Origin of the sequence: Streptomyces sp. NPDC057486, from assembly GCF_042802415.1 — a bacterium.
Taxonomy (GTDB): domain Bacteria; phylum Actinomycetota; class Actinomycetes; order Streptomycetales; family Streptomycetaceae; genus Streptomyces; species Streptomyces yanii.
Map to the genome: position 1 here is coordinate 14313 of NZ_JBHVEE010000097.1, position 23879 is coordinate 38191.

Below are 23879 nucleotides of genomic sequence, written 5' to 3' on the forward strand. Positions count from 1 at the left end.
CGAACTCACTCCCGCTCACCACCACTCACTTCAGCTCAGCCAGTCGACAGCAGCTCACAACCCTTACCAGACACCGGTGATGGGCCGGAGCAGAAGCGGCTGGGACGCGACCGGCGGCGCCTACTCGGCCACCACCCCGGAGGACGGCGGAGTCACCGTACTGAGCAAGTGGCCGATCGTCCGCAAGGAACAGTTCGTCTACAAGGACGCCTGCGGCAGCGACTGGTGGTCCAACAAGGGCTTCGTCTACGCCGAACTGAACGTCAACGGCACCAAGGTCCATGTGGTGGGGACCCACGCGCAGTCGACCGACTCCGGATGCAAGGCGGGCGAGGCGGCGCAGATGCGCAGCCGGCAGTTCAAGCAGATCGACGCCTTCCTCGACGCCAAGAACATCCCCGCGTCCGAAGAGGTCATCGTGGCAGGCGACATGAACGTCGACTCCCACTCCCCCGAGTACGCGTCGATGCTCGCCGACGCCGGACTGACGGGAGCCGATGCCCGTACCGGACACCCGTACTCCTTCGACACCCAGGACAACTCGATCGCCGCCGACCGCTACCCCGACGACCCCCGCGAGGACCTCGACCACGTCCTGCACCGCACCGGGCACGCCAAGCCGGCGAGCTGGACGAACGAGGTGGTCAAGGAGCAGAGCACACCCTGGACCGTCTCCAGCTGGGGCACGGACTACACATACACGAACCTCTCCGACCACTACCCGCTGATCGCCTCCTCCCGATAGCGGGTCCGAGCCCCGCACGCCCGTCACCCCCGTCGCCCCACTCGAACACCATCGGTGGACAATCGGATATGACGAGGCGGAGTGCCGCAAGCCCGGCACTCCGCCTCGTCGATGCACCCAGTGACGATCCGCTCCGAAGGAACCCTCGATGCTCCACGCGCACCAGCCGTTCCGCCTTCTGCCCGGCGGGATCACCTCATCGGTCCTGCTGCATGTGCCGCACTCGGCTCGCCGCATCCCCGAGCAGGTGCGTACCGGAATCGAGCTGGACGACAAGGCCCTGGAGCTGGAGCTCGACCACATCACGGACTCCCACACGGCCGAGCTGGCCGCCGAAGCCGCCCTGGCTGCTCCCGTCACGCCCTGGCGGTTCGTCAACAACATGTCGCGGCTCGTCATCGATCCCGAACGGTTCCCCGACGAGCGCGAGGAGATGTTGGCGGTCGGCATGGGCGCGGTCTATACGAAGACCACGCATCGCGAGCCGCTCCGCTCACCGGATGTGGATCCGGAGCCCCTGATCGACCGCTACTTCCACCCCTACGCGGAGGCCATGACCACCGCCGTCGACGAACGACTGGCCGCCACCGGCCGCGCCGTCATCATCGACGTCCATTCCTACCCGACGACCCCGCTCCCCTACGAACTCCACGGCTCCGGACCGCGCCCACCGATCTGCCTGGGCACCGACGCCTTCCACACCCCGCCGGAACTCCTCGCCCGGGCCGAGAGGGCGTTCGCCGGTTTCGGGGGCACCGGCGTCAACAGCCCCTTCGCCGGCACGTACGTACCGCTGAAGCACTACGGCACGGACCCGCGCGTCAGCGCCCTGATGATCGAGATCCGTCGCGATGTGTACATGCCCGAGCCGGGTGGACCTGCCGGCCCCGGCCTGACCGCGCTGGCTTCGGCACTGGCCGATCTGGTCGCGGCGGTGTCCGGGGCGAGCGAGCCGGGGGCACGAGCATGACCCCTCGCTTCGCCACGGCACGATTCCATGTCCGGTCCGGTCCGGACGCACTGTTCACGCGGGTGCGACACATCATGGGGGTGCCTGTATCGCTACGAACCGGCCGGCACGCGCTTGAGCGACTGGCAGGACGGCACGCGCCGACCGGCCGGCTCGTCGAGTTCGATCCGGATACCTGGGAACTGGTCTCCGCCGACGTACGGACCGACACCGGCAAGTGGGTCAAGTCCACCTGGAGCGTGGACGTCGACGGACGGCGGTGGTGGGTGGTCATCGGTCTCGGGAGCACCGTCGTGACCGTGATCGATGTGGCTCCGGAGCGTGTGGGGCTGGGGCACGGGATCGTCACGGAGGGGCCACTGTACGAGTTCGTCGCGGGTGTGAACGCGAAGCTGATGGGCTGACTGACCGCGATGCAGACAAGGGGTGGCCGGTCGCACGAAGGAGGCCAGGCAACGTCCGCCGACAGATCGAGGGGCTGCCGTACACCCCCAACAGCGCGTGCGGCCCCCGAGATCAACCCTTCGGCCACTGCCTGACCCAGGTGGCGCTGTTCGTCGTACTCGACGACATCGTCGATGTCTGTCCCCGGCGTGGGCGCCGTCGGCGGGCCGACAGGTCAGGGGAGATCATCGAGGACCTCGCGACCTGACGAGGCCGCGTAACCGTGTGGTGGGATGGTGCCGTGAGCCGCACCGTGGAAGAGACCAACCGCCGCATGCTCCGGGCACGGGATGCGATGGACCGCGCATACGCGCAACCGCTGGACGTCCCGGCCCTGGCCCGGATCGCCCATGTGTCCCCGGCACACTTCGCACGTACCTTCCGGGCCACCTTCGGCGAGACGCCGCACCGCTATCTGCAGCGCCGCCGTGTCGAGCGGGCGATGTCGCTGCTGCGGGAGACCGACCGCAGTATCACGGACGTCTGTTACGAGGTCGGGTTCGGCAGCACCGGCACGTTCAGCCGCACGTTCCGCGACATCGTCGGCCGGTCACCGAGGACGTACCGCAAGGAGACGGCGGCCGTGAACGTGCCCACGTGCTTCACGAAGGCGTGGACGCGGCCGAGCGCCTGAGCGCGGGTGCAGCCCCTCCGCATGGGCCGTCGGCTGAGCAGTTCTGGATAAGTTTTCGTCGGCCCGACCCACTAGCGTGATGCACATGTTCAACGCCATCACGCACTCTCAGATCTACGTCCTCGACCAGGACGAGGCCCTCGACTTCTACGTCGGCAAGCTGGGGCTGGAGGTCAACGCCGACGTCGACATGGGCTTCATGCGCTGGCTCACGGTCAGCATCCCCGGCCATCCGGAACGCCAGATCCTCCTGGAGAAGCCGGGACCTCCAGCGATGTCCGAGGAGACGGCTCAGCAGGTCCGCGAACTGGTGACGAAGGGCGCCATGGGCGGCTCGCTCATCTTCACCACGGACGACTGCCGGAAGACGTACGAGACCCTGCTGGGCCGGGGCGTGGAGTTCACCGATGAGCCCACGGACCGCCCATACGGAATCGACTGCGGCCTCCGCGACCCCTTCGGCAACAGCATCCGCTTCACTCAGCTCCTGGGTTGAGAACCGAGGGCGGACGTCGGCCGGGATCACGGCGGCGCTGATCGGCAACTGCGACGGCGCCGGGGGGCGGGGCAACGACTCAAGGCCGCGTGCATCCCTGTCAGGCGCCTGCGGGGCGATGTGCCTTCCGATGCGGATGCCGTACAGGTCTGGTCGGACTCGCCGGCGGAACGCTGCCTGCTGATCGTCGCGTGCACGCGGGCCCGGGACGGGCTGCACGTGTCGTGGTCGGGCACGCCGAGCGAGTTCCCGGTGGAGGCCTGGGTGTGTCAGGCCTCCTCAGGGCTGTCCCGCAATCCCTGGCGGGCGCACGACGACAGCTACGGAACCTCGCTGCGTTGTCGGAACGCCCGAATACACCCAGTATGAGGACGGTCCTCCGCCTTGCGATGCACCGCATCTGACGCCGCGCGCTGATCCACCAGGGATTACGGACAGCCCTTAGGGCGAAACGAAACCGGGGCGCTGCAACGCCAGGGCTGCCAGCGCGGCCGGGGCGCCCTTCGGCCCGCGGATGCCCGGGAAGGCGTTGATGTCGACGACGACGGGCGTCCCTTCGCGGTCCAGCAGGTCGACACCGTAGACGTCCAGGCCGAAGACCTCGCCCATGTGAAGGGCTGTTTCCGTCCAGTCCTGCGGCAGGTCACGGACCAGTGCCGTCGGCAGCGCACTGTCCGGCGGGGCGCCCACCGGTGCGGGGCGCACCCCCGTGAACACCTCTCCCGCGATCACCCACAGCTTGTGGTCCCAGCCGCTGTTCGCGACGAACTCCTGCAGGACGACTGGCTCGTCGGGCCACTTTGCGGCAAGGTTCCGGAGCTCGGCCGGGCCGTCCACGCGGGCGACCAGGTCCGCGCGCCGGCTGTGGCGACTCTTCACCATGAGCGGATAGCCGTACTCCGGCCGCTCCGCTCCGGGGAGGGCTTCGGACAGCGCATCCAGGGTCTTGGTCCGGGGCATCGGCAGGCCGGCGCCTTCGGCCACGGCTGCGATCCGGCTCCTGTCCTGGCACAGCTCCGTCGCAGCGGCGGAGTTCACCACCCGGGCACCATGTGCTTCGAGAAAACGGGCAAGTTCCAGTGCCCGGGCGTTATGGGCCTTGAGCAGGTAGACGTCCGCGAGATCGTCCGGGATCACCAGTTCCGACGGGTGCCCGGTCCCGGTGTCCGGGTTCAGGAACGTCACCTGGTGGTCCGCCTCGATCAGTGCGAAAGAGGCGGCGGCAAGCAGCGGATGATCCGGTTTGTCGGTCAGCAGACACACCCTCATATCTGGGCGGCTCCCGGTACGGCAGCCAGCATGTCCGCTTCGGGGTGCGGGTGAGGCTGTCCGTAGGGGATCAGCGACTGGGAGGGAATGCGCGGAGCCGGGGCGAGTACGCCCGGCCGCGCGCTGCCACCCGCCCTGGCCAGATCGAGGACGGCACCGGCCAACCGGGAGACGGCGTCCGGGACCTGACGGAAGCTCGGGAAGTCATTGATGTCGACGATCACGGGCCCGTCGGGGCCGAGCACCACGTCGATGCCGTACAGGTCGAGGCCGAAGACCGCCCCCACCTTCGCCGCCACCGCGGCCACCTCGGCGGGCAGGGGGACAGCTCCCTCCTCGACCGGCCCGTCCGGGTGGAGCGGGGAGCGTCGCAAGGTCGCGTGAAACTCGCCGGCGAGACAGTAGACCTTCAGGTCGGAACCGGCGTTGGGCACGTACGGCTGTGCGATCAGTTGGCCCTCCCCCGCCTGCTCCGCCTCCGCCAGGCGCCCGGGTTCCGGCACGAACCGCACCCCCCGCCCCGAGCTGCCATCGGCGGGCTTGACCACCAGGGGGAAGAGCTCGTCGGGGACATCCACGAACAGTGTGGCCCTGGGTGCCGAATAGGTCACCGGAACCGGTAGCCCGTGCTGCCGCGCGATGACCGATGTAAAGACCTTGTCGCGCACCGCACGGATCGACCGCGCGTCGTTCACCGTAGTCAGGCCCACGGCCGCCGCGGCCTCCAGAAGGGTGAGCCCGGGGCCGCCGGACACGGTCTTGAGCACCCAGGCGTCATGGGTCCCCGCCCGCACCTCTTCCGAAATCCGCAGCAGCGAGCCGCCGGGGCGCACCACGTCCACCTGGTGTCCCCACGACGACAGTCGTCGGGCCACGTCAAGTGGCATGCCGTCATGCCGGTACAGCTCTTCGACGAGGAAGCAGAGCTTCATCCCAATACCCCTCGGTGCCCCATGACTGATGAGGGCACAACGATGCCTTGCGGTGCTTTTCCGAACACCACCAAAAGGGCAACGCTACGTCACGCTCGCCCCAAAGCAACGCCGGCCGGATGTTACTGATGATGCGTTCCCTCATCCAAACAGATCTTCGTACGGCGCGGCCATGGAGTGGATGGCCTCGCACCGGCCGAGTCCGCTATCGGGTCACGGAATACAGAAGTGCGGAAGTACGGGTCCGTTCCGGGGGCAGACATCGTGACGCGCACGGGTCGAACAGTGGGGACGCCCGGGGTCACGAGCGCCTGCGACGGCCTGTACGTATCGTGGTCGGGTCGACCGGGCGAATTCCAGGTGGAGGCCGGTGTGTGGGGCCGCGCGTCGCTGCCCGCGGCAGCCGGAGTCAGAGCTGCGCCTCCCAACGATCCATCAGCTCTCTCGCCAGGCCCTCCCGGCCCGCGACCAGTACCGGTGAGTCGAAGGTGAACGTCCGGCCGCCCTGTCCGAGGACTCCCCAGACTCAACGGAGTTGTTCCCGGAGGCTTCAACGCAGCAAGTCCTCCGGCCTCTGCGGGACGCCCCGCAGATGGCGGTCGGCCGCTTCCATCGCGATCAGGAGTCGGTAGCCGTCGTCTGCCACGATCAGTTCGCCGGCAACGGCCTCCCGCATGAGGTCGACCGTGTTCTTGACACAGATGCCTTTGCGGCGGGCGTAGCGGCCCGCTTCTCCGTCGTCCGTTATCCATACGGAGTCCGCCAACTCCCTGCGGTGCTCGATAATGACGAGCGTCTCCGCCTCACCCAGGTGTTGCAGCGGCCGGGACGGTGAGCCGCCGAACACCACGCGGCGGATGCGGTCCACGAGTACGGTTTCGGCCAGGTCGTCGATCTCGATGGGATCGCCGAGCCACCCGTCCTCGCTCACCTGGCGCAGCCGCGGCCAGTACCGGGTCGACTGCTGAGCCTCCGCCGCAACCGCCTGCGTCCAGCGCCCCCGGCCGTCCAGGACCTTTTCCAGCAGGCTCAGGCGGTCGACCGCCGCGAAGTTGCACAGCACAGTGTTGTCGGGGAACCAACAGCGGCGTGTCATGGCTGGAAGACCAGGTCCCCTTCGTCCGCGTCGACTGTGGACGGTGTGCCGTCCCCCGGCTCGGGTTCGAGCGTCGCGCGGATCTCATCGACGTCCAAGCCGGTGTAGGCGGCCAGCGGGCGCAGCGTCGTCTCTCCGGCGAGGTACGCCTCGTACAGCGACCGGATGGGGCGGAAGGGCAGCCGTGCGGCTTCCGCCCAGGCGGTGCGGGCCGCGAACGCGTCACTCTGTCCGGTCAGCAAGTGGCATGCCTCCGTGGTGAGTTCACGCAGTCCGGCTCTTGTCTCCGCGTCGATGAGGCCCAGCTGGGAAAGCCGGGCGGCGAGTGCGCTCGGCGACACCTTGAAGCGCACGACGAGCGATCTGAGCTCTTCGTCCGTGAGGTCGCGCCCTTTCGCAGCAGCGTTCAGCTCGTCCCTGGGCATGAGCAGGCCGGCTGCGAACACATTGGCGCGGATCTCTGTCAGGTCCTTCTGTCGCCCCGGCGCGAGATGAGTCTCCGTGAGGAGGTCCTGGGCGTCCCGGGCCAGGATGTGCCCGAGTTCATGGGCGAGAGTGAAGCGCTGGCGCGTCGGCACCTTCGTCCGGCCGATCATGATCAGCCGGAATCCGTCCGCCTGCCAGGCCGCACCGTCGACCCCCTCGGGCAAGCCGATCTTCGCCACGTCCACGCCGAAGGCACGCTCCACGACGTGGATCAGCTCGGATGTCTCCAGATCGCTGACCGCCGGTGTCCCGGCGGCTGCCAATGCGTCCTCGGCCAGAGCCACACCCTGGTCGACATGGCGCTTCACCTCGCTCCGGACGGACGGCAGTTCCGGCAGCTCCGGTGACCGGCCGAGAAATTCCAGTACCTCGTGGGCCGTCGTGAACCTTTCGACGAGATCCCTGAGTCCGTCGCGTCCCTGGTCATCGACTTCCGGGGCGCTTGCGCGGGCCGCGAAGGCAGGACGGAGCGGCTCGCGGCCGGTCAGCAGCCAGTCGACGGTGGTGTTGCCGAACTCGGCGATCCGGGCGAGGTCAAGAGACGTGAATCGCCGGACGCCGCTGAGAGACTTCGACAGTTTGTCGGGGGTCAGCCCTACGGTCTCGGCGAACGCTGCCTGGTGAACCGAGGCCGCGCCCATGACTTTCCGTACACGTTCGCTCACAGTCTCACTCATACGGTCAGCGTACGAGGGCGTTGCGAAAATCGCAACGCCCGTCGCCTGCCCCCCCGATCCCCGCGTCGCCGATATCGCAGCGCCCCGACCGCATTCGCGAACACCACCTCCGCCATCGAGGTCTTCACCATCGCCCGCGGCATATCGGGACGCCGAGAGGCGTCTCCACCCCCCGTTGCTTACCGCCCCGTAACCTCTCATGTACCTCAGATTTATTCCTGAGTGATGTAGGGCACTGTCAGAATCACAGGATTCCCGGATGATGGCCGTCGAGCCGTGCCAGTGGCGACTCCCTGGCCGGCGATGGCCGGGAACGCCCACCTTCCCCTCACAAAGGCGAATCTCCTCCATGAGTGACCGCTCCACTGCGGCCGAAACGCTCGTCGCCGCCCCACCGGCGACGAGCTCCCCCCACCGGGACGCCGGCGATGCCGGTTACAGCAAGGACCTCAAGTCCCGTCACATCAACATGATCGCCATCGGCGGAGCGATCGGCACCGGCCTGTTCCTGGGCGCGGGCGGGCGGCTGGCCGACGCGGGTCCCTCGCTCGCCGTCGCCTACGCCGTCTGTGGTGTCTTCGCCTTCTTCGTCGTCCGCGCGCTCGGCGAGCTGGTCCTCTACCGGCCCTCCTCCGGTGCCTTCGTCTCGTACGCCCGTGAGTTCATGGGTGAGAAGGGCGCCTTCGCGGCCGGCTGGCTGTACTTCCTGAACTGGTCGACCACCGCCGTGGCCGATATCACCGCGGCCGCCACCTACGCCCACTTCTGGGCGATGTTCAGCGACATCCCGCAGTGGATCCTCGCGCTGATCGCCCTTGCCGTCGTGCTCACCGCCAACCTGATCTCGGTGAAGTACTTCGGTGAGATGGAGTTCTGGTTCGCGATCATCAAGGTCTCCGCCCTGGTCGCGTTCATGCTCATCGGGATCTTCCTGGTGGTCACCCAACACCCGGTGGACGGTCACACGCCCGGCTTCTCCACCATCTCCGACAGCGGCGGCATCTTCCCCACCGGCACGCTTCCGATGCTGATGGTGATCCAGGGTGTCGTGTTCGCGTACGCCTCGGTCGAGCTGTGCGGTGTGGCTGCCGGCGAGACCGAGAACCCCGAGAAGATCATGCCCAAGGCGATCAACTCGATCATGTGGCGCGTCGGCCTCTTCTACGTCGGGTCGGTGGTGCTCCTGGCCCTCCTGCTGCCGTACACCTCGTACTCGGGGGACCAGAGCCCGTTCGTCACCGTCATGGACAAGCTCGGCGTCCCGGGCGCGGCCGGTGTGATGAACCTGGTCGTGCTGACCGCGGCACTCTCCAGCCTGAACTCCGGGCTGTACTCCACCGGGCGCATCCTGCGGTCCATGGCCCTGGCGGGCTCCGCGCCCAGGTTCACCGGCCGGATGAACAAGGGGCAGGTGCCCTACGGCGGCATCCTGCTGACCGCCGGTTTCGGTGTGCTCGGCGTCGTGCTCAATTACGTCATGCCCGGCCAGGCGTTCGAGATCGTTCTCAACTTCGCGTCGATCGGCATTCTCGGCACCTGGGGCATGATCATGCTCTGTTCGCTGCTCTTCTGGCACCGCTCGCAGAACGGCAGGGTCACCCGCCCCTCGTACCGGCTGCCCTGGGCCCCCTACACGCAGATCGTCACACTGTTCTTCCTCGCCGGTGTCGTCTTCCTGATGTGGTGGGGCGGCGGAGTGGGCCGTACGACCGTGCTGTGTCTGCCGCTGATCGCGGCGGCGCTGGTCGGCGGCTGGTTCGTCGTCCGCGGACGGGTCAATGACCTTGCGCGGGAGCACGAGGGCACCTGACGTTTCCAGGCACCGGCGACGGCCCGCGCGAAGTCATTTTCGCGCGGGCCGCGCGCGGGGTTGGGGAATGCCGATCTCGTCGAAGCGACGCATGAGCGCCGGCTTGCCCCGATGGGTCTCGCGCAGGCGTCCGGCCCTCTCCTCGGATGCGGTGATGTCGCCGGTGCGGGCGGGGCGGCACGCAGGTCGTCCAGGAGCGCGGAGGCGCGGTCGTGGGCTGCGGACTTCTTCTGCGCGATGAGGTCCTCGCCCCTGCCCCAGGTCTGCTCCGCGTTGCGGGTGAGCTGGTCCAGTCGGTCGGCGCGGGCCGCCTCGACGCGACGGCGCTCGTCCGCTTCCCGTGCTGGGCGTCCCCGCCCAAGGCGCCCGGTGCGCTGCGCGTGAGCGGCATCCAGGAAGGACCTCGCCATCGGCCGCCTCCTCGTCGAGCCGCCCTCGCCACCGGGCGAGGCGTCCACGTCGACCTCCGCTCCGGAGGAGACCGGGCTGTCGGAGGCCCGACGCGACCGCGGTCGAATCGTTGCCGCACCTGCATCCACCTGGCCCACCCCCGGGTGAAACCCGGGCACCCACTCCGCGCGGCGGGCGGCACTGGCCGGCTGGGCTCAATACGCTGGCGGACGTGCTGCTGAGCTGTGCGTTTGTCAACCTGAAGCCCGGAGTCGGGAAGACGACCAGTGCTGTCTGGCTGGCCCATGCGCTCTACGAGCTGGGACTGCCCCCGTTGCTCGTCGACAGCGATCCGGCCGGTTCCGCGCTGCGCTGGAGCGAACTCGCCGGCGGCTTCCCCTTCCCCGTGATCTCTCTTCCCGTGGGCGACGTGCACCGTCGTATCGACGACTTTCTCGGCGGACGGCAGGCCGTGGTGCTCGACGCCCCTCAGCTCGAGGACCACGCCCGCGTCGCCCGCGGCGTCATGCGCCATGCCGACGAGTGGATCGTGCCGGTCACTCCGGCCCCCATCGAGCTGGACCGGATGGCCCCCATTCAGACCGAGATGAGCGATGTGCAGTCCCTGCGCGCGAAGCCGGCCCGCACCGCGGTGCTGCTCAACCGCACCAACCGCCCCGACACCACCCGTACCGGTCCCGACGCCGACGCCCGGGAAGTCCTCGCGGAACGGGGATTCGACGTGCTCGACACGCAGATCGCCCGCCTCGACCTGTACTCCCAGTCGTTCGGCGGTCCGGTCCGCGTCCAGAAAACGGCCTACATGGACCTCGCGAACGAACTCCTCAAGCGTCAGGAAGGCGAATGAACCAACGCAAGGACAACTATCGCGCGGCCTTGCAGCGCGGTCAGGCGGAACCGCAACCCCACACGCCCAAGGTGACCACGCTGACCAGCAGGTATGTCCGGATCACCATCGAGCTCGATCCGGACCTGCAGCGCCACCTGGACCGGTGGACGGCGCCGACGGTCGCCCTGCTGACGAACACCGGTACGGCCGCCCTACGTGTCCTGACCGCGTTCGCCGCCGGCACGCCCTCGTCAGGCACGGGCAGCCGCACCTGACATGACTGTGGGCGTCGGCGAGCGGCTCAGGAACGCGCCCGCTGCTGCTTGTCCCACTGTGCCCGTGAGAGGGCGGTGGGCCGCGGAAGCAGGACGCCGTCCACGTGCAGGTCGACGTGCTCGTTGTAGAAGGCGACCATCCCCGCGATGGCGGAGCACGCCATCGTCGGGAAGTCGTACGCCCAAGCGACATCGTCATGGGTGACGGCCCCGCTCGCGAAGGACCAGTACCCGCTGGTCCTGCCCTTGTACGGGCACGCCGTCACCGTGTCCGAGAAACGCAGCAGGTCCCAGTCGACGAAGGCACGCTCCACGTAGTAACGGGTCGGCAGGCCGGTCTCGAAGAGCTTCACCGAGGACGGCGCATCCGCCAGGACGGTGCCGTCCACCTCGACGCGCACACTGCTGGACGAGCGCAACGCGTCCACCCGCGTATACGGGCTCCTCGGGTGCACGAAGACCTGCTCTTCCTCCTCGTACCACGCGTCGATCGCGTCCCACCGGAAACGGGCGGTGCCGATGAGTACCTCCGGGGCTCCCTCGGCCCAGACCCACGCCGCACCTTCACGGACCTCGGAGCCGACCCGCAGCGAGTGCCGCCGCGCGGGGCCGGGACCCAAGCGCCCCGTGCGGCCGTCGTCGGTCAGGACGCCCCCGGTCAGATCCCGCAGCGGAATGCTGTACTGCGGATAGCCGGGCCACTCCCACACGTACACCGCGCGCCGGGTGTCGAACACCCACTGACCGCCGACCTGCGCACGGATGCGCCGCGGCACCGGCTCGACATGTCCGACCGGGACGATGAGACCCGGGTAGTCCACACTCTCGTCCGTCATAGGCGATCACCTCAGTCCGCCCTGCCACTTCCGTACGCCCAGTTTCTCCGCCGGACGTGTGAACCGGCCACCGCAGGTGCCGATGTATCGTCCGCCCAGGTCACATCCCTGATGGGCGTTCCCCGATACGACGGACAGCCGTCCCACTCCCTTCACAGGGGCGGACGGCGTCATGACCGGTCACGCTGCCTCGCCTGGCCCCTCCATCAACATCCTCGCCGTCCCGCGGCTTCTGCCGATGAGCGACCGGAACAAGGATCCCGGGATCCTCCCCCTGCGCCACCAGCGTCCGAGAGAAGTGGCGGGTGGAGGAGACCTTCCAGGCCGGGAAAGGACCGGCGGGACTCGATGAGCACCAGGCATCCGGGCCGCTGACGCCGAAGGGAGGAATCCCCTCGGTGAAGCCCTGGGCATCACCATCAGCTACGAAAACGCAACGAGGGCCACGACCGTAAGGTCGAGGCCCTCATCCACGTATCGTCAGTGGTTGTGTCCGAGGGGGGACTTGAACCCCCACGCCCGATAAAGGGCACTAGCACCTCAAGCTAGCGCGTCTGCCATTCCGCCACCCGGACTAGGTGATCGGCCCCGGTCTCCCGCGGCGACAAAGAAAACAATACCAGGGGTTTGGGGTGCCTCTCACCTGCATATTCGGTGGTCAGCGGGGGTGGCGGGCGCACGGAAGCCGTTGGCCTGGCCGTGTGTACGTTCTGTCGTCGTTCGTGCACGTGCAGTACGTCCGGCGGATCGCCGGACGGCGTCCGGCTGCCGCGAAGAGGGTCGGGCTAGCTTCGCCTGCATGAGTGATCGCGGCTATCGGCGGCCCCGTGCGCTGTCCCCCTTGCGTGAGCATCTGCGCGATACGTTCTGGTTCGCTCCGACGGTCGGCCTGCTGTGCGCCTTCGCCGTCTGGTGGGGCGTCTCGACGCTGGATACGGAGATCATCGCGAGACTCCAGGGCGAGCAGGCGTACGGCGAGGTCAGTGATCTGATCAAGTTCGCCGACGACGCCAGGACCATCGTCACCACCGTCAGCTCGGCGATGATGACGTTCATCGGTGTCGTCTTCAGCATCTCGCTGGTGGCCGTGCAGATGGCGAGCGGGCAGCTCACCCCGCGGGTGGTGCGGATCTTCTCCCGGAGCCGGATCAGCAAGCTCACTCTGACCGTGTTCCTGGCGACGTTCTCGTTCTCGTTGCTGGTTCTGACCTCGTACGAGAGTGAAACCGATCCGAAGCGGGTCACGTCCGTGCCGCTCGTGCAGAGCATGCTGACGTTGGCCATGGTCGGCCTGAGTCTGTTCCTGTTCATCGCGTATGTGAGCGCCACGCTGCGGCTCATGCAGGTGGGGCCTGTGGTCGATCGCATCACCCGTGAATCCGTGCGGATGCTCCGGCGGATGCCCGGTGGAGAGCGGGACGCGGTACCGCTTGCGGAGGAGAGTGCGCGCGTCCTGTACGAGGGGCGGGCGGGGGTGCTGCGGGATGTGCATGTGGCGCGGGTGGTGCGGGCCGCTCAGCGGCAGGGGGTGGTCCTGCGGCTGATCCCGCGGATCGGGGACTACGTGGTGCCCGGGACGCCGGTGCTGGCCGTTCATGGTGAGGGCGCACAGTCCCGGCGGGCCTTGCGATACGCGCTCTCGGTGGGGGTCGAGCGCACGCTTCACCAGGACCTGGCGTTCGGGCTGCGTCAGCTGTCGGACATCGCGCTGCGGGCGCTGTCCCCAGCCGTGAACGATCCGACGACCGCCGTGCAGTGTCTGGACCGGATCGTGCAGTTGCTTGCTGCGGTCGTGCGTCTGCCGCTCGGGCCGGTGCATCACCGGGACCGGGCGGGGGCGGTGCGGCTGGTGCAGGAGGGGCCGGAGTGGTCCGACTTGGTGGATCTCGCCTTCGAGGAGATCCGGTGGTGCGCGACGAGGAGTCCGCAGGTGTCGCGGCGGATGCTGGCCGGGATCGATGACCTGCTGGTGTTGGCGCCGGAGGATCGGAAAGGCGCGCTGGTCAGGCACCGTACGCTCCTGGTGAGGGCAGTGGAGCGCACGGTGCCTGACATCGCCGAGCGGGAGTTCGCACTCGTCCCCGATCGTCAGGGGATCGGGTGAGGCAAGGGGCGTTCCCGGTGGTTGGTTCCCGGTGGCTACGGCATCAGGTGGTAGTCCGGGAAGTTGCCCGGGAGCCGCTCTCCGGGCGGGCCGTCCGTCACCGCTCTGACCAGCAGTTCGCCGCCCACGAAGGCGCCCCGCCAGGAGGCACCGAACCCCCCGAAGAGTTCCTCGCGGTCGCCGCGGGAGCGGGGTGTGCCGTGGCCGGTCTTGAATGCCCGGATCTGAGGGGCGAGGCGGGCGTACGTTGCCGGGTCGTCGGTCGACAAGGTGGCGACCAGGGCGCCGTTCGACGCGTTCATGGCTGCCAGGAGTTCGGCCTCCGTATCGACGAGGACGATCGTGTCGACCGGGCCGAACGGTTCCGCGTGATGGAGCGGCGACGACGGGGGCGGGTTGAGGAGGGTGACCGGGTGGAGGTACGCGCTGGTGTCCTGCCCGGGGAGGAAGTGGGCGTCGGCCGTCGATCCCCGGTGGAGCGGGACCGCGCCCCGGTCGATGGCCTCCGCGACCTGATCGGCCAGCTCCTTGGCCTTGGCTGCGTTGATCAGCGGGCCGAAGTCGAGAGTGGGGAGCGGGTCGGTGGGGCTTGCGACTGCCAGGGGGTGGCCCGTGCGGAGGGAGCGGACGGCGGGAAGGTAGGCCGACAGGAACGCGTCGAACGCGCTGCGCTGGACCACGAAGCGGGGGTACGCGGTGCAGCGCTGCTTGCCGTAGTCGAAGAGCTTCGGGATGACGGCGGTCAGGGAGGGCCAGTCCGTGAAGTTCCAGATGCCCCAGGTGTTGAGGCCCTCCTGTTCGAGGATGTGCCGTTTGCCGAGGTCGGCGACTTCGGTGGCGATGCGGGCCCCGGTGTCCCGGCCGCCGACGAAGGAAACGCAACCGATCTCGGCCGAGCGGACGAGGGGCGCGGAGAGTTCACTGCCGCTGCCGCTGACGAGGGTGAGCGGGATGCCCTCGCGGGCGGCGAGTGCGCAGGCCAGGGTGAGGCAGGCGACGCCGCCGTCGGTGGGGGTCTTGGCGATGACCGCGTTGCCGGCCAGGGCCTGGACGAGCATCGCGTGGACCAGCACGGACATGGGGTAGTTCCAGCTGGCGATGTTGGAGACCGGGCCCGGCAGCGGGGTGCGGTCGGCGAGGAGCCGGTCGATGTGGTCGACGTACCAGCGCACTCCGTCGATCGCGCGGTCCACGTCCGCCTGGGCGAGGCGCCATGGTTTGCCGATCTCCCAGACGAGGAGGAGGGCGAGGAGCTCCCGGTGTTGGGTGAGCGCGTCGAGGGTGGCGGATACGCGGGCGCGGCGTTCGGGGAGCGGGATGTGGCGCCAGGCGCGGTGCTGGTCGAGGGAGGCCCGGACCGCCTGTTGGGCGGTGGGGGCGTCCAGACGGGGCGGGCCGGCGATGGGCGTGCCGTCCACGGGGCTGGTGGCGGGGAGGGGGTGGCCGTCCTGCTGCCAGGATGCGGCCCAGAGGTTGAGGACCCGGTCGCCCCGGAAGGCCTCCGGGGCGGTGGTGAGGCAGCGCTGCCAGGCATCGGCCCAGGCGGTGCCCGGCTTGAGGGTGAGGGGTGGGGCGGGCGTGTTGTCGGACGTGTGGGTGGGTGCCATGAAGGTCTCCGCTCTCGGTGCACAGTCGGGGCGGGAGGTGGGATGGCTCGCTCGAACCGGACGGTAGTGAGTGGAGGTGGGGGGTCGGGGTGACGTTGGCTCAGGGTGAGGGACGTCATGGCCACGTGGTGAGGGGTGAGGGGTCGGGGCGGACCGGGTGGAGGTCCGGGGCGGGTGGTGGGGCGCCTGCTGCGGGCCTTTGCCCTACCCGCCCCTTCCCGAAAGCGGGGCTCCGCCCCGGACCCCTGCCCTCAAACGCCGGACGGGCTGGACGTGCCCGAGCGGTTGGAATGTTCCCCCAGCTTCTCCCGCACCAACCGCGCCGTCTCCGTCGGTGTCGCGCCCACCGCGACCCCCGCCGCCTCCAGTGCCTTCTGCTTCGCCTCCGCCGTTCCCGACGAGCCCGAGACGATCGCACCCGCGTGGCCCATCGTCTTGCCCTCGGGGGCCGTGAAGCCCGCGATGTAGCCGATCACCGGCTTGCTGATGTGCTGTGCGATGTGCGCCGCCGCTCGTTCCTCCGCGTCGCCGCCGATCTCTCCGATGAGGACGATCAGCTCGGTGTCCGGGTCGTTCTCGAACGCGGTCAGACAGTCGATGTGCGTCGTGCCGATGACGGGGTCGCCGCCGATGCCGACCGCCGATGTGAAGCCGATGTCGCGCAGTTCGTGCATCAACTGGTACGTGAGCGTCCCGGACTTCGAGACGAGGCCGATCCGGCCCGGTCCGGGGGCGATGTCGGTCGGGATGATGCCCGCGTTGGACTGGCCGGGGGTGATCACGCCGGGACAGTTGGGGCCGATGATGCGGGTGCCGTGGCTGCGGGCGTGGGCGTGAAAGGCGACGGCATCGTGGACCGGGATGCCTTCGGTGATGACCACCGCCAGAGCAATCCCCGCGTCGACCGCTTCGATGACGGCCGCCTTGGCGAACGGCGGCGGTACGAAGACCACGGTGACGTCCGCTCCCGTGGCGTCCATTCCTTCGCGTACGGAGCCGAAGACGGGAATCCCGGCACCGTCGATGTCCACGCTCCGGCCTGCCTTGCGCGGGTTGACGCCGCCTACGATCCGGGTGCCCGCCGCCAGCATCCTGCGGGTGTGCTTCATGCCCTCGGCGCCGGTCATGCCCTGGACGAGGACCTTGCTCTCCTTGGTGAGATAGATGGCCATGTCACGTCTCCTTAGGCTGCGGCTGCCAGTTGGGCCGCTCGGCTCGCGGCGCCGTCCATCGTCGTGGACTGCTCGACCAGGGGGTGCGCGTGTGCGTCGAGGATCGCGCGGCCGCGGGCGGCGTTGTTGCCGTCGAGGCGGACGACGAGCGGTTTGGTCAGGCGTACGGACTGCAGCGCCTGGACGATGCCGTCGGCGACCGCGTCGCAGGAGGTGATGCCTCCGAAGACGTTGACGAAGACCGACTTCACTGCCGGGTCGGAGAGGATGACGGAGAGGCCGTCGGCCATGACGGCTGCCGAGGCGCCGCCACCGATGTCGAGGAAGTTGGCCGGGCGGGCTCCGCAGCCGGCGACGACGTCGAGGGTGGACATGACGAGTCCGGCGCCGTTGCCGATGATGCCGACCTCGCCGTCGAGTTTGACGTAGTTCAGACCCTTGGCCGCGGCGGCCGACTCCAGGAGGTTGCCGTGGGGGTCGTCCTTCGCACCCCAACGGGACTGGCGGAAGCGGGCGTTGTCATCGAGGGTCACCTTGCCGTCGAGTGCGAGAATCCGTCCGTCCGTCGTCCGGACCAACGGGTTGACCTCGACGAGCAGGGCGTCCTCCCTCGTGAGGACCTGCCAGAGGCGGTGGAGTACGGGGGCGGCATCGGGTGGTAGGGCTGCCGCTGCCGCGATCTCCACGGCTTTCTTCTCAGTGACTCCTTCCACCGGGTCGACGGGGATGCGGGCCACTGCCTCCGGCCGGGTGGCGGCGACCTCCTCGATCTCCATGCCGCCCTCCGCCGAGGCGATGGCGAGAAAGGTGCCGTTCGTTCGGTCGAGTACATAGCTGACGTAGAACTCCTCCTCGATGTCGACGGGCTGGGCGAGCATCACCGTGCGTACCCGGTGGCCCTTGATGTCCATGCCGAGGATCTGGCGGGTGGTCAGTTCGGCCGCTGCCGGGTCGGCGGCGAGCTTCACTCCGCCCGCCTTGCCGCGGCCGCCGGTCTTGACCTGGGCCTTGACCACGACGCGACCGCCGAGCCTGCCCGCTGCCGCCTTGGCCTCGGCCGCGCTGTCGATGACCTCTGCCTGCGGTACCGCTATGCCGTGTTCTGCGAAGAGTTGCCGTGCCTGGTGCTCGTACAGATCCATAGCCACTCCCGATCGTGCCGATTGTGAAAGTGCCGCACGCCCCCTGGACACCACCCACCGGATGCGGGATAACAAGCTTCATACAGTATTCGTCGACTGTATGCAATGTACCGCGGGGGCACCGCAGTGGCTCCCCCCACTCCCCGACGAAGGGACAGGATCGCCATGCCCGAGGACAGCCAGGAACTCATTTCCGGTGGGCACTTGGTCGCCAAGGCGCTGAAGGCCGAGGGGGTGGAACGCATCTACACCCTGTGCGGCGGCCACATCATCGACATCTACGACGGCTGCGTCGACGAGGGCATCGAAGTCGTCGACGTGCGTCATGAGCAGGTCGCCGCGCACGCCGCCGACGGGTACGCACGGATCACCGGCAAACCCGGATGCGCCGTCGTCACCGCGGGGCCGGGGACCACGGACGCGGTGACGGGCGTCGCGAACGCGTTCCGCGCCGAGTCGCCCATGTTGCTGATCGGTGGTCAGGGAGCGCACAGCCAGCACAAGATGGGCTCGTTGCAGGATCTCCCGCACGTCGAGATGATGACGCCCATCTCCAAGTTCGCCGCCACCGTGCCCGATACGGCCCGCGCCGCCGACATGGTGTCCATGGCCTTCCGCGAGTGCTACCACGGGGCTCCGGGACCCTCCTTCCTGGAGATACCGCGCGATGTACTGGACGCCAAGGTGCCGGTGTCGAAGGCCCGGGTACCGGAGGCCGGGCAGTACCGGGCCTCGACCCGTGCGGCCGGTGACCCCGAAGCCGTCGAGAAGCTCGCCGACCTCCTCGTGCACGCCGAGAAGCCGGCGATCCTGTTGGGCAGTCAGGTGTGGACGACCCGCGCGACGGACTCCGCCATCGACCTCGTGCGGACGCTCAATGTCCCCGCCTACATGAACGGGGCCGGGCGCGGCACCCTGCCGCCCGGCGATCCGCACCACTTCCAGCTGTCGCGGCGCTATGCCTTCTCCAACGCCGATCTGATCGTGATCGTGGGTACGCCCTTCGACTTCCGCATGGGGTATGGCAAGCGGCTCTCCCCCGATGCCACGGTCGTGCAGATCGACCTCGACTACCGCACCGTCGGCAAGAACCGGGACATCGATCTCGGGATCGTCGGGGACGCGGGGATGGTCCTCAAGGCGGTCACGGAAGCCGCGAGCGGACGGCTGAACGGAGGCGCGGTCAAGCGCAAGGCGTGGCTGGAGGAGCTCCGCACCGCCGAACAGACCGCGATCGAGAAGCGGTTGCCCAGTCTGAAGTCGGATACGTCGCCGATCCATCCGTACCGGCTGGTCAGCGAGATCAATGACTTCCTCACCGAGGACTCGATCTACATCGGGGACGGCGGCGACATCGTCACCTTCTCCGGTCAGGTCGTGCAGCCCAAGTCGCCCGGCCACTGGATGGACCCGGGACCGCTGGGCACGCTCGGCGTCGGAGTGCCGTTCGTGCTGGCGGCGAAGCAGGCCCGGCCCGACAAGGAGGTCGTGGCGCTCTTCGGTGACGGCGCGTTCTCGCTGACCGGCTGGGACTTCGAGACGCTGGTCCGCTACAACCTCCCCTTCGTCGGCATCGTCGGCAACAACTCCTCGATGAACCAGATCCGGTACGGCCAGAAGGCGAAGTACGGGGACGAGCGCGAGCGGGTCGGCAACACCCTCGGCGACGTCCACTACGACAAGTTCGCCCAGATGCTCGGGGGTTACGGCGAAGAGGTCCGCGACCCCGCCGACATCGCGCCGGCACTGCGGCGGGCCCGTGAATCCGGTCTGCCGTCGCTGATCAACGTCTGGGTCGACCCCGACGCGTACGCCCCCGGAACCATGAACCAGACCATGTACAAGTAGCAGAGGAGCCGTTGGCATGACCAAAGCTCTTGAGGGCGTGCGCGTCCTCGACATGACGCACGTACAGTCCGGTCCCTCCGCCACCCAGCTGCTCGCCTGGCTCGGCGCGGACGTGGTGAAGCTCGAAGCGCCGAGCGGGGACATCACCCGCAAACAGCTGCGCGATCTGCCGGATGTCGACTCCCTCTACTTCACGATGCTCAACTGCAACAAGCGGAGCATCACGCTCAATACCAAGAGCGAGCGCGGCAAGGAACTCCTCACCGAACTGATCCGACGCAGCGATGTGATGGTGGAGAACTTCGGACCGGGCGCCGTCGACCGGATGGGGTTCACCTGGGAGCGGATCCAGGAGATCAATCCGCGGATCGTGTACGCCTCCATCAAGGGCTTCGGCGAGGGTCCGTACACCAACTTCAAGGCGTACGAGGTGGTCGCCCAGGCCATGGGCGGCTCGATGTCCACCACCGGCTTCGAGGACGGTCCGCCGCTCGCCACCGGTGCGCAGATCGGCGACTCCGGAACCGGAATCCACGCGGTCGCGGGCATTCTGGCCGCGCTGTTCCAGCGCGAGAACACCGGGCGGGGACAGCGCGTCAACGTCGCCATGCAGCATGCGGTGCTCAACCTCTGCCGGGTGAAGCTCCGCGACCAACAGCGGCTGGCACACGGGCCGTTGGCGGAGTATCCGAACGAGGACTTCGGCGACGAGGTGCCGCGCAGCGGCAATGCGAGCGGCGGTGGACAGCCCGGGTGGGCGGTGAAGTGCGCGCCCGGTGGGCCCAACGACTACGTGTACGTCATTGTGCAGCCGGTGGGCTGGCAGCCGCTCGCCTCGCTCATCGGACGGCCGGAGCTGGTGGACGACCCCGAGTGGTCGACGCCTGAGGCCAGGCTGCCCAAGCTCGACAAGATGTTCCAGCTCATCGAGGAGTGGTCCTCGACGCTCCCCAAATGGGAAGTGCTGGAGCGGCTGAACGCACACAACATCCCGTGCGGCCCGATCCTCTCCACCCAGGAGATCATCGAGGACGAGTCCCTGGTCGCCAACGAGATGGTCGTCCGGGTGGACCACCCGGAGCGCGGCACGTTCACCACCGTCGGCTCCCCGCTGAAGCTCTCCGACTCCCCGGTGGATGTGGTCACGTCGCCACTGCTCGGTGAGCACAACGAAGAGGTGTACGTCGGTGAGCTGGGCCTCGGCGACGAGGAGCTGCGGCTGCTGAAGACGAACGGAGTCATCTGAGCATGGTCGAATCACAGGACCGTGAGACCGTAAGGGCGTTGCTCGACTCGGTACGGGCCGCCGGACGCAATGCGCTCACCGCGCCCGAGGGCAAGATCGTCGCCGATGCGTACGGGATCGCCGTGCCGGGCGAGGAGCTCGCGCAGGACGTCGAGGAGGCGGTGGCCGTCGCGGACCGGCTCGGCGGACCGGTCGTACTGAAGATCGTCTCCCCCGATGTGCTGCACAAGACGGATGCGGGTGGTGTCGTCGTCGGGGTGGAGGGTGCCTCGGCGGTCCGGGCCGCGTTCTGCCGGATCATCGAGAACGTGCGGGCGTACGCGCCCGACGCGCGGATCGACGGTGTCCAGGTGCAGCAGCTGGTGCCACCCGGCCAGGAGGTCATCGTCGGCGCGGTCACCGACCCGACGTTCGGGAAGGTCGTCGCCTTCGGGCTCGGTGGCGTGCTGGTGGAGGTGCTGAAGGACATCACCTTCCGTCTCGCTCCGGTCAGTGCGGACGAGGCGCAGTCGATGCTCGACTCGATCGGCGCCGCGGAGATTCTGCGCGGGGTGCGGGGTGCGCCGCCGGTGGACCGGTGGGCGCTGGCCGAGCAGATCCGGCGGGTCTCCCAACTGGTCACGGATTTCCCGGAGATCGCGGAGGTCGATCTCAATCCGGTCATCGCCGCTCCGGAAGGTGCGGTCGCGGCGGACATCCGGATCCTGCTGTCGACGGAGGCGGTGGGGACCCGGCGTACGTACCCGCGCGAGGAGATCCTCGCGTCGATGCGCCGGCTGATGGAGCCGCGCTCGGTCGCCGTGATCGGCGCCTCCAACGAACAGGGCAAGATCGGCAATTCGGTGATGCGCAACCTCATCGACGGCGGATTCTCCGGGGAGATCCATCCGGTGAACCCCCGGACCGATGACATTCTGGGCCGCAAGGCGTACAAGAGTGTCACCGACGTTCCCGGTGAGGTGGATGTGGCGGTCTTCGCGATCCCCGCCAAGTTCGTGGCATCGGCGCTGGAAGAGGTGGGGCGCAAGGGGATTCCGAATGCGGTGCTCATCCCTTCCGGATTCGCCGAGACCGGTGAACAGGCCTTGCAGGACGAGATCGTGGCGATCGGCGAACGGTATGGCGTGCGTCTGCTCGGGCCGAACATCTACGGCTACTACTCGACGTGGCAGGACCTCTGCGCCACCTTCTGCACCCCGTACGACGTGAAGGGCGGGGTGGCGCTGACGTCGCAGTCCGGCGGGATCGGCATGGCCATCCTCGGCTTCGCCCGTTCCACGAAGACCGGTGTGTCGGCGATCGTCGGGCTCGGCAACAAGTCGGACATCGACGAGGACGACCTGCTGACCTGGTTCGGCGAGGACCCCAACACCGACTGCATCGCGATGCACCTGGAGGATCTCAAGGACGGGCGCGCGTTCGTCGAGGCGGCGCGCGCGACCGTGTCGAAGAAGCCGATCGTGGTACTGAAGGCCGGTCGTACCAGCGCCGGTGCGAAGGCGGCGGGATCGCACACCGGTGCGCTGGCGGGCGACGACGCCGTGTACGACGACATCCTGCGCCAGGCGGGGGTGATCAGGGCCCCGGGGCTGAACGACATGCTGGAGTATGCGCGGGCGCTGCCCGTGCTGCCGACGCCGAAGGGCGACAACGTCGTCATCATCACCGGCGCCGGCGGTTCGGGTGTGCTGCTGTCGGACGCGATCGTCGACAACGGGCTCTCCCTCATGGAGATTCCGCCGGATCTGGACGCGGCGTTCAAGGCGTTCATTCCGCCGTTCGGTGCGGCGGGCAACCCGATCGACATCACGGGCGGCGAGCCGCCGTCGACGTACGAGGCAACGATCAGGCTCGGTCTGGAGGATCCGCGGATCCACTCGCTGGTCCTCGGCTACTGGCACACGATCGTCACTCCCCCGATGGTCTTCGCGGAGCTGACGGCCCGGGTGGTCGCGGAATTCCGCGAGCGCGGGATCGAGAAGCCCGTGGTGGCGTCGTTGGCCGGCGACACCGAGGTGGAGGAGGCGTGCCAGTACCTCTTCGAGCACGGCGTCGTCGCGTACCCGTACACGACGGAGAAGCCGGTGGCCGTGCTGGGCGCCAAGTACCGATGGGCCCGTGCGGCAGGGCTGTTGGACGGTGATCGATGACCTGAGGGCGACGGCTCGAACCACGGGGTCTGCGGGGAACCGCTCGGCCGCAGACCCCGGGCGACGCGAAGTGGGAACGGACAGGGGGCGCTGGCCAGACTTCTTCCACGCGAGGGGTTCGATCGATCATGACAACGACTGACATCTCCACATCCGTCCCCTTCAGGGAGGTGACGGACCGCAACGGCCGTGTGTACCGGCTCGGCGAGACCGACCGGGACATCATGCGGCGACCACGCTGGACCATGGTGCTCTTCCCATGGATCGGCATGTTGGGCATCAGCTCGTCGGAGTACGCGTTCACCTCCGCCGAGGAGACGCTGCACGACGCGCACATGTGGGCCAGCGGCCACATCTTCTGGCTGATGGGGGTCTGGATCTTCTTCCAGGCAGCCGTTGCCTTCCCTGCCGGGAAACTCCGCGAGAGCGGAAGACTGCCGGCCAGGAGCGCGATGCTCCTCGGAGCGCTGGGCACTCTGCTCGGCTACCTCTCGCTGGCGTACGCACCGCATGTCATCGTCGCCTACTTCGGCTTCGGCATGTTCAGCGGTATCGGCGCCGGTCTCGTCTACGCGACCTGCGTGAACATGGTCGGCAAGTGGTATCCGGAGCGCAAGGGCGGCAAGACCGGCATGGTCAACGGCGGTTTCGCCTATGGCTCGGTGCCGTTCGTGTTCCTCTTCACCTCGTACATGGATCT

The 23879-nt window shown here is 68.3% G+C and carries 20 protein-coding genes, 1 tRNA gene and 2 pseudogenes; 14 read left to right on the forward strand and 9 right to left on the reverse strand.

What is annotated here, in order from left to right; all coding sequences use genetic code 11:
* Positions 1-49: 49 nt before the first annotated feature.
* From ACFU6I_RS33485 to ACFU6I_RS33510, 6 genes and pseudogenes are all read left to right on the forward strand, one after another.
* Positions 50-745 (forward strand): annotated as a pseudogene (locus ACFU6I_RS33485) (endonuclease/exonuclease/phosphatase family protein); the annotation flags it as partial.
* A gap of 148 nt (positions 746-893) precedes the next feature.
* Positions 894-1715, forward strand: a complete 822-nt coding sequence (locus ACFU6I_RS33490) for an N-formylglutamate amidohydrolase (RefSeq protein WP_384373498.1) — start codon at positions 894-896, stop codon at positions 1713-1715.
* 74 nt (positions 1716-1789) lie between these two features.
* Entirely contained in the window at positions 1790-2119 is a 330-nt protein-coding gene (locus ACFU6I_RS33495; protein WP_384373501.1) for a hypothetical protein, read from the forward strand.
* Positions 2120-2433: 314 nt separating this feature from the next.
* Positions 2434-2793 carry a helix-turn-helix domain-containing protein gene (locus ACFU6I_RS33500; protein ID WP_384373553.1) on the forward strand — a complete coding sequence of 120 codons (360 nt, stop codon included), beginning with the start codon at positions 2434-2436 and terminating at the stop codon, positions 2791-2793.
* An 85-nt stretch (positions 2794-2878) separates the two neighbouring features.
* Positions 2879-3289, forward strand: coding sequence for a VOC family protein (locus ACFU6I_RS33505; RefSeq protein ID WP_345511129.1), 411 nt, complete (start codon positions 2879-2881; stop codon positions 3287-3289).
* 156 nt (positions 3290-3445) lie between these two features.
* Positions 3446-3550: pseudogene (locus ACFU6I_RS33510) on the forward strand (DNA helicase); the annotation flags it as partial.
* 180 nt (positions 3551-3730) lie between these two features.
* Here ACFU6I_RS33510 and ACFU6I_RS33515 read toward each other — a convergent pair.
* From ACFU6I_RS33515 to ACFU6I_RS33530, 4 genes are all read right to left on the reverse strand, one after another.
* On the reverse strand, positions 3731-4558 hold the full coding sequence (locus ACFU6I_RS33515) for a RimK family alpha-L-glutamate ligase (RefSeq protein ID WP_384373504.1): 828 nt from the start codon (positions 4556-4558) through the stop codon (positions 3731-3733).
* Entirely contained in the window at positions 4555-5490 is a 936-nt protein-coding gene (locus ACFU6I_RS33520) for a RimK family alpha-L-glutamate ligase (protein WP_384373507.1), read from the reverse strand. Before ACFU6I_RS33520 ends, ACFU6I_RS33515 begins: the two co-directional genes overlap by 4 nt.
* Before the next feature lie 550 nt (positions 5491-6040).
* Complete coding sequence (locus tag ACFU6I_RS33525) at positions 6041-6586, reverse strand: hypothetical protein (protein WP_384373510.1); 546 nt, start codon at positions 6584-6586, stop codon at positions 6041-6043.
* Positions 6583-7749 (reverse strand): helix-turn-helix domain-containing protein, encoded by a 1167-nt coding sequence (locus ACFU6I_RS33530; protein ID WP_384373513.1) that lies wholly within the window; start codon positions 7747-7749, stop codon positions 6583-6585. Before ACFU6I_RS33530 ends, ACFU6I_RS33525 begins: the two co-directional genes overlap by 4 nt.
* Before the next feature lie 349 nt (positions 7750-8098).
* On the opposite strand from ACFU6I_RS33530, the gene ACFU6I_RS33535 reads away from it, so the two are divergent.
* The 3 genes from ACFU6I_RS33535 (at position 8099) to ACFU6I_RS33545 (ending at position 11074) form a co-directional block, all read left to right on the forward strand.
* On the forward strand, positions 8099-9559 hold the full coding sequence (locus ACFU6I_RS33535; protein ID WP_384373516.1) for an amino acid permease: 1461 nt from the start codon (positions 8099-8101) through the stop codon (positions 9557-9559).
* A gap of 622 nt (positions 9560-10181) precedes the next feature.
* A complete protein-coding gene (locus ACFU6I_RS33540; RefSeq protein WP_384373520.1) occupies positions 10182-10817 on the forward strand; it encodes an AAA family ATPase in 636 nt (211 codons plus the stop codon).
* The gene (locus tag ACFU6I_RS33545; RefSeq protein ID WP_384373523.1) at positions 10814-11074 is read left to right on the forward strand and encodes a hypothetical protein; all 261 of its coding nucleotides are present in this window, start codon (positions 10814-10816) and stop codon (positions 11072-11074) included. Before ACFU6I_RS33540 ends, ACFU6I_RS33545 begins: the two co-directional genes overlap by 4 nt.
* Positions 11075-11100: 26 nt before the next feature.
* Here the strand turns inward: ACFU6I_RS33545 and ACFU6I_RS33550 are convergent, their stop codons facing one another.
* Positions 11101-11910 carry a DUF427 domain-containing protein gene (locus tag ACFU6I_RS33550; RefSeq protein WP_384373526.1) on the reverse strand — a complete coding sequence of 270 codons (810 nt, stop codon included), beginning with the start codon at positions 11908-11910 and terminating at the stop codon, positions 11101-11103.
* A 490-nt stretch (positions 11911-12400) separates the two neighbouring features.
* Positions 12401-12485, reverse strand: a tRNA-Leu gene (locus ACFU6I_RS33555).
* Between the two features lie 224 nt (positions 12486-12709).
* Between ACFU6I_RS33555 and ACFU6I_RS33560 the strand changes: the two genes are divergently transcribed.
* Positions 12710-14014 carry a DUF2254 domain-containing protein gene (locus ACFU6I_RS33560; RefSeq protein WP_384373529.1) on the forward strand — a complete coding sequence of 435 codons (1305 nt, stop codon included), beginning with the start codon at positions 12710-12712 and terminating at the stop codon, positions 14012-14014.
* A gap of 35 nt (positions 14015-14049) precedes the next feature.
* Here ACFU6I_RS33560 and ACFU6I_RS33565 read toward each other — a convergent pair whose 3' ends face one another.
* From ACFU6I_RS33565 to sucC, 3 genes are all read right to left on the reverse strand, one after another.
* On the reverse strand, positions 14050-15621 hold the full coding sequence (locus ACFU6I_RS33565) for an aldehyde dehydrogenase family protein (RefSeq protein WP_384373532.1): 1572 nt from the start codon (positions 15619-15621) through the stop codon (positions 14050-14052).
* A 251-nt stretch (positions 15622-15872) separates the two neighbouring features.
* Complete coding sequence (gene sucD / locus ACFU6I_RS33570; protein ID WP_384373535.1) at positions 15873-16793, reverse strand: succinate--CoA ligase subunit alpha; 921 nt, start codon at positions 16791-16793, stop codon at positions 15873-15875.
* A gap of 11 nt (positions 16794-16804) precedes the next feature.
* The gene (gene sucC, locus ACFU6I_RS33575; protein WP_384373538.1) at positions 16805-17935 is read right to left on the reverse strand and encodes an ADP-forming succinate--CoA ligase subunit beta; all 1131 of its coding nucleotides are present in this window, start codon (positions 17933-17935) and stop codon (positions 16805-16807) included.
* Between the two features lie 165 nt (positions 17936-18100).
* Between sucC and ACFU6I_RS33580 the strand changes: the two genes are divergently transcribed.
* The 4 genes from ACFU6I_RS33580 to ACFU6I_RS33595 form a co-directional block, all read left to right on the forward strand.
* Positions 18101-19783, forward strand: coding sequence for a thiamine pyrophosphate-binding protein (locus ACFU6I_RS33580; protein WP_384373541.1), 1683 nt, complete (start codon positions 18101-18103; stop codon positions 19781-19783).
* 16 nt (positions 19784-19799) lie between these two features.
* On the forward strand, positions 19800-21029 hold the full coding sequence (gene frc / locus ACFU6I_RS33585) for a formyl-CoA transferase (protein ID WP_384373544.1): 1230 nt from the start codon (positions 19800-19802) through the stop codon (positions 21027-21029).
* A 2-nt stretch (positions 21030-21031) separates the two neighbouring features.
* Positions 21032-23179 (forward strand): acetate--CoA ligase family protein, encoded by a 2148-nt coding sequence (locus tag ACFU6I_RS33590; RefSeq protein WP_384373547.1) that lies wholly within the window; start codon positions 21032-21034, stop codon positions 23177-23179.
* 128 nt (positions 23180-23307) lie between these two features.
* On the forward strand, positions 23308-23879 hold a 572-nt coding region (locus tag ACFU6I_RS33595), incomplete at its 3' end, for an MFS transporter (RefSeq protein ID WP_384373550.1).